Origin of the sequence: Lentzea sp. NPDC051838, assembly GCF_040681245.1 — a bacterium.
Taxonomy (GTDB): domain Bacteria; phylum Actinomycetota; class Actinomycetes; order Mycobacteriales; family Pseudonocardiaceae; genus Lentzea.
This window is the reverse complement of record NZ_JBFAYI010000004.1, coordinates 261,778-274,362: the sequence shown is the minus strand read 5'-3', so window position 1 is coordinate 274,362 and position 12,585 is coordinate 261,778. Positions and strand designations below refer to the sequence as shown.

Genomic DNA, 12,585 nt, shown 5'->3' with positions numbered 1-12,585 from the left:
ATCGAGGAGACGGAAGTGGACCGACCTCCCGTCGTGGCACTGGACGAGGTGAGCAAGTCCTTCGGCGCCGTCCGCGCGTTGTCCGGGGTGTCGCTGCGGCTGCTGCCCGGCGAGGCCCACGCGCTGCTCGGGGAGAACGGGGCGGGCAAGTCGACCCTGATCAAGACGCTCGCCGGCGTGCACCGCCCGGACGCCGGGCAGATCCTCGTCGACGGTGCCCCGCAACGGTTCTCCGGTCCCGCCGACGCGCTGGCCGCGGGCATCGCGATCATCTACCAGGAACCGACGCTGTTCGGTGACCTGTCGGTGGCCGAGAACGTCTTCATGGGCCGCCAGCCGCTCGGGTTCGGCCGCCGCATCGACGTCGCACAGATGCACGCCCGCACCTCGGAGCTGTTCTCCCGCCTGGGAGTCCGGCTCGACCCGGCCCGCCCGGCGCGCGGACTGTCCATTGCGGACCAGCAGCTCGTGGAGATCGCCAAGGCGCTGTCGTTCGACGCCCGCGTGATCGTGATGGACGAGCCGACCGCCGCGTTGTCGGCGCACGAGGTCCAACGCCTTTTCGGTGTGGTGCAAGCGTTGCGCGCGCAGGACGCGGCCGTGCTGTTCGTGTCGCACCGGCTGAACGAGGTGTTCGAGCTGTGCCAACGGGCGACGGTCCTGCGCGATGGCGAGTTCGTGTGGTCCGGCGAGCTCACCAACGAGACCCCGGACTCCTTGGTGCGGCGGATGGTCGGCCGCGAGCTGTCGCAGCTCTTCCCCAAGGAGGACACGACGGCCGGCGAGGTGCTGCTGTCGGTGCGACGGCTGACCCGCGAAGGCGTGTTCACCGACGTGTCGTTCGACGTCAGGGCGGGTGAGATCGTCGCGCTGTCCGGCCTGGTCGGCGCGGGCCGCAGCGAGGTCGCGCGGGCGGTGTTCGGCATCGACAGGCCCGACGGCGGAACCGTGCACGTGCAAGCCAGGAAGCTGAAGCCCGGCTCCCCCACCGCCGCGATGGCCGCGGGGATCGGGTTCGTGCCGGAGGACCGGCGGCAGCAGGGGCTGGTGATGGACGCGTCCATCGAACGCAACACCGCACTTGCGTCACTGGGTCGTCTGTCGACGTTCGGCTTGCTGCGACGCAGAAGTGAACGCGCACTTGCCCAGGACTGGGCGGTGAAGCTGCGGCTGAAGTTCGCGCGGCTGAGCGACCCGGTCGGCGTGCTCTCCGGCGGCAACCAGCAGAAGGTCGTGCTCGCGAAGTGGCTGGCGCGCAAGCCGTCCGTGCTCATCGTCGACGAGCCGACGCGCGGCATCGACGTCGGCACGAAGGCCGAGGTGCACCGGCTGTTGTCGGAGCTGGCCGGGCAGGGCGTGGCGGTGTTGATGATCTCGTCGGAGCTGCCCGAGGTGCTCGGGATGGCGGATCGGGTGCTGGTCATGCACGAGGGGCGGTTGGTGGAGGAGCTGTCGCGGGCCGAGGCGACGGAGGAACGGGTGGCGATGGCCGCGGCGGGACAGATCTCGACACCGAACCGCGAGCGGGCTGGTGGTTCTCGATGACCACCCAACTCGACACCGCCGTCGCCCCTCCCGCCCAGCGCACCACAGCCCGCCGCCTCTCCACCCGAGTCGGCCGAGTCCGCGAGCTCGGCATCCTCGTGGCCCTCGCCCTCGTAGTCATCCCCACCGCGATCGCAAACCCGCGGTTCATCCAGCCCCAAAGCCTCCGCGACCTCCTCCTCAACGCCTCGATCGTCGCCCTCCTCGCGGTCGGCCAAACCCTGGTGGTCATCACCCGCAACGTCGACCTGTCCGTCGGCTCGGTCCTGGGCCTCGCCGCATTCCTGACCGCACAACAGTTCGCCGACCACCCCGGCACACCCCTGCTGGCAGGCATCGGGTTCGGCATGCTGATAGGCCTCGCCTGCGGCCTGCTCAACGGTCTTCTGGTCGCGCTCGGCAACGTCCCCAGCCTCGTCGTCACCCTCGGCACGCTCTACGTGTTCCGCGGCATCGACTACGCCCTCGCCCAGGGCAGGCAGGTCAACGCCGCGAACCTCCCCGACGCTCTCCTGAACCTGGGCAGCAGCCGCGTCCTGGGAATACCGGTGCTCGTGCTCGTCACCACTGCAATAGTCGCGGTAGCCGCCGTCTACCTGCGTTCCTACCGCTCCGGCCGCGAGCTGTACGCGATCGGTTCCAACCCGGAAGCCGCCACCCTCGCCGGTATCCCGAAAGCAAGACGCACGCTCACCACGTTCGTCCTGTCAGGACTGATCGCGGGGCTGGCCGGCGCGCTGTGGGTCGCCCGCTACGGCACGGTCGACGCGGCAGCGGGCACCGGGCTGGAACTCCAGGTCGTCGCGGCGGTCGTCGTCGGTGGCGTCGCGATCTTCGGCGGCTCCGGAACCGTGGCGGGTGCCGCGCTCGGCGCACTTCTGCTGGGCACGATCACCAGTTGCCTGGTGGTGCTGCAGATTCCCGCGTTCTGGCAGCAGGCGATCGCGGGCGCTCTCCTGCTCAGCGCCATCACCGTCGACCGCCTCCTGGCACTCCGGCTGGCGAAAGCCCTGCGTCGATCGGAAGGAACCAGCCATGCGTAACCTCCTGCGGTGGGAGACCGCACTGGTGTTCCTGCTGGTCGTGGTAGCGCTAACAGGTCAGGTCAGCACAAAAGGCTCGTTCCTGGACGGCGGCAACCTCTTCTACCTCGGCCTCGACATCGGCGAGATCGCGTTGATCGCCCTCCCGCTCACGCTGGTGATCGTCGCGGGTGAGATCGACCTGTCCGTCGCCTCGGTGCTCGGCCTGTCGAGCGCGCTGATCGGCTGGCTCTGGAACGCGGGCTGGTCCTTGGAAACCATCCTGCCCACGGTGATCGTCGTCGGCGCTGTCTGCGGAGCTTTCAACGGACTGCTCGTCACCCGGCTCGGACTGCCGAGCCTCGCGGTCACCATCGGCACGCTCGCCCTCTACCGCGGCCTCGCGCTGGTGGTGCTGGGCGACACCGCGGTCGCCGACTTCCCGGCGAGCTACACGTCGTTCGGCACGACCCCGTTGCCCGGTACCGACATCCCGTACCCGATCGTGCTCGCGGCGATCCTCGCGATCCTGTTCGGCATCGCGCTGCACGCCAGCTCGTTCGGCAGGTCCGTCTACGCCATCGGTGCCAACGAGGAAGGCGCGCGGTTCTCCGGCATCCGGGTCAAGCGGATCAAGCTGACCCTGTTCGTGCTCGCCGGAGCGGTGGCCGCGATCGCCGGCATCGTCTACACGTTCCGCTTCTCCAGCGCCCGCGCGGACAACGGCGTCGGCCTGGAGCTCGCCGTCGTCGCCGCTGTGCTGCTCGGCGGCGTGTCCATCTTCGGTGGCAAGGGCACGCTCTTCGGCGTGCTCGCGGGCGTGCTGCTGCTGGGCGGCCTGCGCAACCTGCTGATCCTGCAGGACACCTCCACCGAGGTCCTCACCATCGTCACCGGCCTCCTGCTGCTGGTGAGCGTTCTCGCCCCGTCCATCACCCGAACCCTCCGAAAGGCAACGACGTGAACACACGGCTAGTGCTCGCCCTGGTGATGTCCGGGGCCGTCGCGCTCACCGCCTGCGGTGGCACCACGAAGGACAGTTCGAGCCAGCAGACCGGCGGCGCAACGAACGCCGCCAAGGCCGACCCGAACGCGCCCCTCAAAGAAGGTCTGAAGATCACGTTCCTGCCCAAGCAGGTCAACAACCCGTACTTCACCGTGGCGCAGAAGGGTGCCGAGCAGGCAGGCACGGCGATCAAGGCCGAGGTGAAGCCGACCGGTCCGTCCGACGCGGCGGCCTCCTCCCAGGTCACCTACATCAACACCGCCGCGCAGCAGAAGCAGAACGCGCTGGTGATCTCCGCGAACGACGCCAACGCCGTCGCCCCCGCGCTGAAGTCCGCGCGTTCGCAGGGCCTGAAGGTCGTCACGTTCGACTCCGACGCCGCACCGGACGCCCGCGACGTCTTCATCAACCAGGCCACGTCCAACGAGATCGCCGCGGGCCAGGTCAAACTGATCTCCGAGGCGATCGGCGGCACCGGCGAGATCGCGATCCTGTCCGCGACCCCCAACGCCACCAACCAGAACGCGTGGATCGAGGTCATGAAGACCGAGCTCGCGAAGCCCGAGTACGCCGGCCTCAAGCTCGTGGAAACCGCGTACGGCAACGACGACGACCAGACGTCGTTCCAGAAGACCCAGGGTCTGCTCCAGGCGCACCCGAACCTCAAGGGCATCATCTCGCCCACCACGGTCGGCGTCGCGGCGGCCGCGCGCTACCTCAGCTCGTCCGAGTACAAGGGCAAGGTTCAGCTCACCGGACTGGGCACGCCGAACCAGATGCGCAAGTTCGTGCAGGACGGCACGGTGAAGTCGTTCGCGCTGTGGGACCCGAGCAAGCTCGGCTACCTCGCCGTGTACACCGCTGCGGCTCTGGCGTCCGGGCAGATCACCGGCGCGGAGGGCGAGAAGTTCAAGGCCGGTGACCTCGGCGACTACACGATCGGCGCGAAGGGCGAGGTCGTGCTCGGGCCGCCGACCGTGTTCACCAAGGACAACATCGACAAGTTCGACTTCTGACGTGCGCGTCTGCTTCACCTTGCGGGTCCGCCCGGATCGTCTCGACGACTACCGGGCGCGACACCGCGAGGTGTGGCCGGAGATGCGGGCTGCCCTCAGCGAGGCGGGCTGGCGCAACTACAGCCTCTTCCTCGACGGGGACGGCCTGCTGGTCGGCTACCTCGAATGCGACGACTTCGACACCGCCCTGGCCGAGATGGCCCGCACCGAGGTGAACGCGCGCTGGCAGCACGAGATGGCGGAGTTCTTCGTCGGTGACGGCAACGCCGACGAACGGATGCGGCCGCTGGACGAGGTCTTCCACCTCGACTGAAAGCTTTGGGGAGAACAATGAGCGTGAAAGACGCGTTGCGCGAGCAGCGGATCGAGACGCCGTCGTGGGCGTACGCGAACTCGGGCACCCGGTTCAAGGTGTTCGCGCAACAGGGGGTGCCGCGCACGCCGTACGAGAAGATCGACGACGCGGCGGTCGTGCATCGGCTGACCGGGGTCGCGCCGACGGTCGCGTTGCACATCCCGTGGGACAGGGTCGAGGACTACGGCAAGCTCGCATCCTATGCACGCGATCGCGGGGTCGCGTTGGGAGCCATCAACTCCAACGTCTTCCAGGACGACGACTACAAGCTCGGCAGCGTGTGCCACCCCGATCCGGCGGTGCGGCGCAAGGCGATCGGGCACCTGCTCGAGTGCGTCGACATCATGGACGCCACGGGCTCGCGCGACCTCAAGCTGTGGTTCGCGGACGGCCTGAACTACCCCGGCCAGGACAACCTCCGCGCCCGCCAGGACCGGCTCGCCGAAGCACTCCAAGAGGTCTACGACCGGCTCGGTGACCAACGGATGTTGTTGGAGTACAAGCTCTTCGAGCCCGCGTTCTACACGACGGACGTGCCGGACTGGGGCACGGCGTACGCGCATTGCCTGCAACTGGGCGAGAAAGCGCAGGTGGTGATCGACACCGGGCACCACGCGCCGGGCACGAACATCGAGTTCATCGTGTCGTTCCTCTTGCGGGCGAACAAGCTCGGCGCGTTCGACTTCAACTCGCGCTTCTACGCCGACGACGACCTGATGGTGGGCGCGGCGGACCCGTTCCAGCTGTTCCGGATCATGCACGAGATCGTCTTGGCCGACGCTTTGACACCGGCAGCGGGCATCGCGTTCATGCTCGACCAGTGCCACAACCTGGAGCCGAAGATCCCCGCGATCATCCGGTCTGTGCTCAACGTCCAGGAGGCCACGGCCAAGGCGCTCCTGGTCGATCACGAGGCGCTGAACAACGCACAGCAGGCCGGTGACGTGCTCGGGGCGAACGCTGCGTTGATGGACGCCTACAACACCGATGTCCGTCCACTGCTGAAAGAACTGCGAGAAGAAATGGGACTGGATCCGGATCCCATGGCCGCCTACGCGCGGTCCGGGTACGCGGAGCAGATCGTCCGTGAACGAGTCGGTGGCGAGGCCGCCGGGTGGGGTGCGTGATGAGTCAGGTCGAAGCGCTGCTGGGCCGTTCGAACCGGTTGGGGGCCGACCCGCGCAACACCAACTACGCGGGCGGCAACACCTCGGCCAAGGGCTCGGAGACCGACCCGGTGACCGGACAGCCCGTGGAGCTGTTGTGGGTCAAGGGATCCGGCGGTGACCTCGGCACGCTCACCGAGTCGGGGCTCGCGGTGCTGCGGCTCGACCGGCTGCACGCCTTGAGAGACGTCTATCCAGGTGTCGAGCGCGAGGACGAGATGGTCGCCGCGTTCGACTTCTGCCTGCACGGCAAGGGCGGCGCGGCGCCGTCGATCGACACGGCCATGCACGGCCTGGTGGACGCGCAGCACGTCGACCACCTGCATCCGGACGCGGGCATCGCGTTCGCCACGGCGGCCGACGGCGAGGCGTTGGTCAAGGCGTGCTTCGGCGAACGGGTCGTGTGGGTGCCGTGGCGGAGGCCAGGTTTCCAGCTGGGGCTGGACATCGCGGCGGTCAAACGTGACAACCCGCAGGCCATCGGCGTGATCCTCGGCGGCCACGGCATCACGGCCTGGGGCGCGACCAGCGAGGAGTGCGAGGCCAACTCTCTCGACATCATCACCACCGCCCAGCGCTACCTCGACGACCACGGCCGTCCGGATCCGTTCGGACCGGTGATCCACGAACCTCTGCCGGAACAAGAACGCCGACTGAGGGCTGCCGAACTCGCGCCGGTGATCCGCGGCCTGGCCTCCACGGACTCGCCCCAGGTCGGTCACTTCACCGACAGCGAGGTGGTGCTGGACTTCCTGTCGCGCTCAAGGCATCCCGAACTGGCCGCGCTCGGAACGTCGTGCCCCGACCACTTCCTGCGCACCAAGGTCCGTCCGCTGGTGGTCGACCTGCCCCCGACCGCACCACTCGACAGCGTCATCGACCGGCTGGAGCACCTGCACGACGCCTACCGCGAGGACTACAAGTCCTACTACGAGCGGCACGCTCAGGAAGACAGCCCGCCGATGCGCGGCGCCGACCCGGCCGTCGTGCTCGTGCCGGGCGTCGGCATGTTCAGCTTCGGCCGCACCAAGCAGACCGCACGCGTGGCCGGTGAGTTCTACGTGAACGCCATCAACGTCATGCGCGGCGCCGAGTCGGTCTCCCGGTACGCGCCGATCGAGGAACGCGAGAAGTTCCGCATCGAGTACTGGGCGCTCGAAGAGGCCAAGCTCCAGCGGATGCCGAAGCCGAAACCGCTCGCCACCCGCGTCGCTCTGGTCACCGGCGCCGGTTCGGGCATCGGCCGGGCCATCGCCCAACGACTCGCAGCGGAAGGCGCATGTGTAGTTGTCGCCGACCGCAACGGTGACGCGGCTGTCGAAGTCGCCGAGAGCATCGGAACCGCCGATGTCGCAGTCGCGGTGACCGTCGACGTCACCGACGCAGAGGACATCGCGGAAGCGTTCCGGGCGGCGTCACGCGCGTTCGGCGGCGTGGACCTGGTGGTGAACAACGCCGGTCTGTCGATCTCCAAGCCGCTCGCCGACACCACCGAGGCCGACTGGGACCTCCAGCACGACGTGATGGCCAAGGGTTCGTTCCTGGTGTCGCAGCAGGCCGCGAAGGTCATGCGCGCCCAGGCGATGGGCGGCGACATCGTCTACATCTCCAGCAAGAACGCGGTGTTCGCCGGACCGAACAACGTGGCGTACGGCGCCGCGAAGGCCGATCAGGCGCACCAGGTCCGGTTGCTGGCGGCGGAGCTCGGCGAGGACGGCATCCGCGTCAACGGCGTCAACCCGGACGGTGTGGTGCGCGGCTCCGGCATCTTCGCGGGCGGCTGGGGTGCCCAACGTGCGGCGGTCTACGGCGTGCCGGAGGAGAAGCTCGGCGAGTTCTACGCCCAGCGCACCCTGCTCAAGCGCGAGGTGCTGCCCGAGCACGTGGCGGCAGCGGTGTTCGCACTGACAGCAGGCGATCTCTCGCTCACGACGGGCCTGCACGTGCCGGTCGACGCCGGTGTCGCAGCGGCGTTCCTGCGATGACTGCAGTCGCGGCCGTCGACCTCGGCGCGTCCAGCGGCCGGGTGGTGCGAGGGGTCATCACCGACGGCGCCGTGCGCATCGAGGAGGTGCACCGGTTCGCCAACGGGCCGGTGCACCACGGCGACAGACTCCACTGGGACGTGCCCGGCCTGTACCGCGAGGTGCTCACCGGGCTGAAGAAGGCTGGCGAGATCGACAGCATCGGCATCGACAGCTGGGCCGTCGACTACGGCCTGCTCGACGCCCGCGGCCGGCTGCTGGACAACCCCGTGCACTACCGCGACTCCCGCACCGACGGCATCAAGCCGCCCGACGGGCTGTACGAGGTCAACGGCCTGCAGTTCCAGCCGTTCAACACGATGTTCCAGCTGATGGCGGAACCGCTGCTGCCCCAGGCGTCCCAGCTGCTGCTGATCCCCGACCTGCTCTCCTACTGGCTGACCGGCGAACGCGGCGCCGAGTACACCAACGCCACCACGACCGGCCTGATCGACGTCCGAACAGGACAGTGGTCGCCCGACCTGACCCGAAACCTGCCCGCGGACCTCCTGCCGAAGCTGCGCCACCCCGGCGACTCGGCAGGCAGCTACCACGGCGTCCCGGTCACGGCGGTCGGGTCGCACGACACCGCGTCCGCCGTCGTCGCCGTGCCCGCCGAGAACGAGCGGTTCGCCTACATCTCTTGCGGCACCTGGTCGTTGGTGGGCGTGGAGCTCTCCGACCCCGTGCTCACCCCCGAAAGCCAAGCCGCCAACTTCACCAACGAGGGCGGCGTCGACGGCACGATCCGCTACCTCCGCAACGTGATGGGACTGTGGCTGCTGCAGGAATGTCTGCGCAAGTGGGACACCGCGCTGGATCCGTTGCTGCGAGAAGCCGCGCACGTCAGAGGCCGGCTGTTCGACCCCAACGACCCGGTGTTCCTCCCACCAGGGGACATGCCCACCCGGATTCAGCAGTGGTGCGGCACGCCGATGACCAGAGCCGAGATCGTCCGGTCCATCTTGGACAGTCTCGCCCTCGCGCACGCGGACGCCGTCGAGGACGCACAGCGGTTGTCCGGGCAAGAAGTCGACACCGTGCACATCGTCGGCGGCGGCTCGCACAACGAGCTGTTGTGCCAGCTCACCGCCGACGCGTGCGGTCTCCCAGTGGTCGCGGGACCCGCCGAAGCCACCGCGCTGGGGAACGTCCTGGTGCAGGCGCGTGCCGTGGGGGCGGTCCACGGCACGCTCGCCGACCTCAGGAAGCTGGTTCGGCAGTCGCAGCCGCTGCGGCGCTACCTCCCCCGTTGAACCTCCACCGCCCGTGCGGCACGTTCACCACGGCGAACCCGTTCGCGTGCGGCACGTGCACCTCGGCGGTGGAGCCCACCGGCACCTCGACCGTCAGCTTCAGCACGCCGTCGACCTTGGCCCACGCCACGACGATCCGGCCTCGCACGCTCTCGAACTCCAGCCGAGCCCACGACACGCGATCAACCGCGTTCGGCCACACCTTGAACGTCCGGTAGCCGGCATCGCCCGGCACGAGTCCGGCGACGTGCTCGTACAACCACTGCGCGACAGTGCCTTTGAAGTAGTGGTTGCGTGAACGTGTGCCGGTGTCCCACATCTCCCACATGGTGTCGGCGCCGTTGGAGAACCAGTGGCCCCAGCTCGGGTAGGAGCGCTCGACCGCCATCGCGGTGGCGACGTCGGCGTGTCCGTTGTCGCTCAACGCTTTCAGTAGCACGCTCGCACCGAGGCAGCCGACGTTGACGTGGTTGCCGTTCGCGCGCACCTCGGTGGCGAGCCGGTCCGCGACGGCCTGGATCGACCCCGCGGGCACCATGCCGAACGCGAGCGGCAGCGCGTTGGACGTCTGCCGGTAGTCGGGATCGCGCGCCGTCCGGTAGTAGCCCGCGCCGAGGAACGCCTGGTTGAACGCTGACAACAGCCCTGAAGCGACCTCGCGATAACGCGGGACGGGCTTGCCGATCACGTCACCGAGCTCGGCAGCGTGCAGCAACGACCGATACAGGTAGGCGGTCGCGCTGAGCCTGGTGTCCTCGGGCGGAATGCCACCGGAACCGGGCGGCAGAAAGTCGCCGAGCGCGGTGACCGCGAGCCCGTCGCGCAGCCGGGCGATCTCCCAGTCCAGGTACCGGGTGAGCACCGGCCAGTGCTGCGCGGCGAGCCGTTCGTCGCCGTAGATCCGGTACATCTCCCGCAGCACGAACGGATAGACCGTCGTCCACTCCGGTGCGGGCGCGAGCTCGCGGTAGCCCCAGCCACCGCTCGGCACGATCACCGGCAGCTGACCGGCGGTGTCCTGGCTGTCCGCGAGGTCGCCGAGCCACTTGGTGAAGAACTTCGCCATCCCGAACTCGGCGAGCATCGACGGCGCTCCGACCTGCGCGTCACCGGTCCAGCCGTTCTTCTCGTACGTCGGGGTGTCGGTCGGGATGCCGTGCAGGTTGTTCGCGACGGTCCGGCGCATCGCCGCGTCGTACTGCTCGAACAGCGGCTCCGAGCACCGGAACGTGCTGACCGCGGGCACGTCCGAATGCACGACCCGGCCGACGAGCTTCGGAGCGGCGGTCAACCCGGTCACCTCGACGTACCGGAAACCCTTGTAGGAAAACTTCGGCTCCCAGGTTTCCTGCTGACCACCGCAGACGTACTCGTCGAGCTGGATCCGGTTGCCGGTGACGTGACCGTTCTCCATGTGCACGCTGCCGTCGGCGTTCAGCGTCTCGCCGTGCTTGAGCCGCACGACGGTGCCCGCCGGCGCCTGCACGGTGAGCTGCGTCCAGCCGGACATCGTGCGGCCCATGTCGGCGACGAACACGCCCGGCTTCAGCATGCGCACCGTCGGCGTGACCGACTCGACCACGCGGATCGGTTCGTGCTCCTGTGCTTTCAGCGTTCCCTTCGGCGCGGGCCGGACCGGCGACGACTGCCACTTCGAGTCGTCGAAACCGGGCTTGGTCCAGTCGCGCGGGGCAAGGCGGGCGTCGTAGGTTTCGCCGGTGTACAGCGAGTTCGACAACGTCGGACCGTCGGTGAGGCGCCACGACTCGTCGGACGCGATCGTCGTGCGAGTGCCGTCCGGGTGGTCGATCTCCAGCTGGGCCAGCAGTTTCGGTTCGTCGTGCCACGGCGGCCGCTCCCAGCGCCACACGTTCGGCGACTTCATCCCGAAGAAACCGCGGCCCAGCGTCACGCCGATCGCGTTGCGGCCACTCCGAACCAGACTTGTCACGTCGTGCGTCGCGTACAGAACCGTGTTGTCGTAGTCGGTGAAGCCGGGATCGAGCACGCGGTCACCGACGCGGCTGCCGTTGATCGACGTCTCGTGGTAGGCCAGGCCGCTGACGTACAACCGGGCCCGCGACACCGGCTTGCTGAGCGTGAACTCCTTGCGCAACAACGGTGCGGGCTGCTCGACGACCGTCACGTTCGAACCCCACGGACCCTGCCCGTACGGGTCGAGCACGGTCGCGGCGGCCCACGCGGAGTCGTCGAAGTCCGGTGTCTGCCAGCCGGACTGCTCGGTGTCGGCCACCTTCCAGCCAGGCCCTGTCACCAGCTCGCGCTGACCGTCGGGCAGATCGACGAGCAGGCGCAGCAGGAATCCCGCCGGTCCGGGCGACCGGTTCGTCGCTCGCGCGGCCAGCACGATCCGCCTGCTCACGAAACGAGTGACGTCGGCGCGTTGCCCGACCTTCCACACGTCGGTCTGCTCTGGCACGTGCAGCGCCTGAGATCCGTTGACGTACAAGGTGAAGTCGTCGTCCGCGGTCGCGACCAGCCGCGCCCGCACCGCGTCGGCGGGAAGCTCCAGCGTGGTGCGGAACCAGCGGCTCTCCGGCGGGGTGGTGGCCGACCAGATCCACGAGGCACCGGTGAACCCGATGGACGTGTCGGGCGCCCCGATCCAGCGCGCCTGCCACGAAGTCCCCAGCAGCGCCGTCTCCCACCAGCTGGAGGTGCTCCACCCCGACACGCGGTTCGCGCCGTCCCACACCCGCACCCGCCAGTGGTAACGCGTGCGCGGGCGCAACGCCTTGCCCGCGAACGGAACCCCGGTGGTGCGGTCCGACGCGACCCGGCCGGACTGCCACACGTCCGCACGTCCCGGCGCGGTGCCGACCTCGACCTGGTAGGCCGTCTGCCGCGCACCCGTCCCGTCCGCCGCGAGCACCCAGCCGAGCCGTGGTGCCGCGACGTCGGTGCCCAGCAGCGTTTCCGCGTACTCGACGGTCGTGCGCACCACCCGGAGACCACCAGCCCCGCTCACCGGACCAGACTCCGCCCGCGCCACTCCCACCGGCAATGCGGTCGCGGACAGCCCGACCGCCGATGTCCTGAGGAACTCCCGTCTGCGCACGTCGTCTCCACCTTCGTCGCTGGATGAAACGTTTCAATCACGGTAGCGACGGCCAGGGTGTTACGAGCGGCAGGCAGTGTCAAGGCAGGGGCGAGCAGGCTGTCCGCAATCGGTCA

The 12,585-nt window shown here is 68.8% G+C and carries 9 protein-coding genes; 8 read left to right on the top strand and 1 reads right to left on the bottom strand.

What is annotated here, in order from left to right:
• Positions 1–15 precede the first annotated feature (15 nt).
• The 8 genes from AB0M24_RS12540 to AB0M24_RS12505 are packed head-to-tail and all read left to right on the top strand — an operon-like array spanning position 16 to position 9,390.
• Positions 16–1,545 carry a sugar ABC transporter ATP-binding protein gene (locus AB0M24_RS12540; protein ID WP_363765077.1) on the top strand — a complete coding sequence of 510 codons (1,530 nt, stop codon included), beginning with the start codon at positions 16–18 and terminating at the stop codon, positions 1,543–1,545.
• Positions 1,542–2,588, top strand: a complete 1,047-nt coding sequence (locus AB0M24_RS12535) for an ABC transporter permease (RefSeq protein WP_363765074.1) — start codon at positions 1,542–1,544, stop codon at positions 2,586–2,588. Before AB0M24_RS12540 ends, AB0M24_RS12535 begins: the two co-directional genes overlap by 4 nt.
• Positions 2,581–3,531: an ABC transporter permease gene (locus tag AB0M24_RS12530; protein ID WP_363765072.1), complete on the top strand. Its 951-nt coding sequence runs from the start codon at positions 2,581–2,583 to the stop codon at positions 3,529–3,531. Before AB0M24_RS12535 ends, AB0M24_RS12530 begins: the two co-directional genes overlap by 8 nt.
• A gap of 26 nt (positions 3,532–3,557) precedes the next feature.
• Positions 3,558–4,589 carry a rhamnose ABC transporter substrate-binding protein gene (gene rhaS / locus AB0M24_RS12525; RefSeq protein WP_363765730.1) on the top strand — a complete coding sequence of 344 codons (1,032 nt, stop codon included), beginning with the start codon at positions 3,558–3,560 and terminating at the stop codon, positions 4,587–4,589.
• A gap of 1 nt (position 4,590) precedes the next feature.
• Positions 4,591–4,902: an L-rhamnose mutarotase gene (locus tag AB0M24_RS12520; protein ID WP_363765069.1), complete on the top strand. Its 312-nt coding sequence runs from the start codon at positions 4,591–4,593 to the stop codon at positions 4,900–4,902.
• A 17-nt stretch (positions 4,903–4,919) separates the two neighbouring features.
• A complete protein-coding gene (rhaI, locus tag AB0M24_RS12515) occupies positions 4,920–6,071 on the top strand; it encodes an L-rhamnose isomerase (protein WP_363765066.1) in 1,152 nt (383 codons plus the stop codon).
• Positions 6,071–8,095: a bifunctional aldolase/short-chain dehydrogenase gene (locus AB0M24_RS12510; RefSeq protein ID WP_363765063.1), complete on the top strand. Its 2,025-nt coding sequence runs from the start codon at positions 6,071–6,073 to the stop codon at positions 8,093–8,095. The genes rhaI and AB0M24_RS12510 overlap by 1 nt, the downstream gene beginning before the upstream one ends.
• Positions 8,092–9,390 carry a rhamnulokinase family protein gene (locus AB0M24_RS12505; protein ID WP_363765059.1) on the top strand — a complete coding sequence of 433 codons (1,299 nt, stop codon included), beginning with the start codon at positions 8,092–8,094 and terminating at the stop codon, positions 9,388–9,390. The genes AB0M24_RS12510 and AB0M24_RS12505 overlap by 4 nt, the downstream gene beginning before the upstream one ends.
• Here the strand turns inward: AB0M24_RS12505 and AB0M24_RS12500 are convergent.
• Complete coding sequence (locus tag AB0M24_RS12500) at positions 9,338–12,469, bottom strand: family 78 glycoside hydrolase catalytic domain (RefSeq protein ID WP_363765056.1); 3,132 nt, start codon at positions 12,467–12,469, stop codon at positions 9,338–9,340. The two genes, AB0M24_RS12505 and AB0M24_RS12500, sit on opposite strands and share 53 nt — an antisense overlap.
• Between the last annotated feature and the right edge of the window lie 116 nt (positions 12,470–12,585).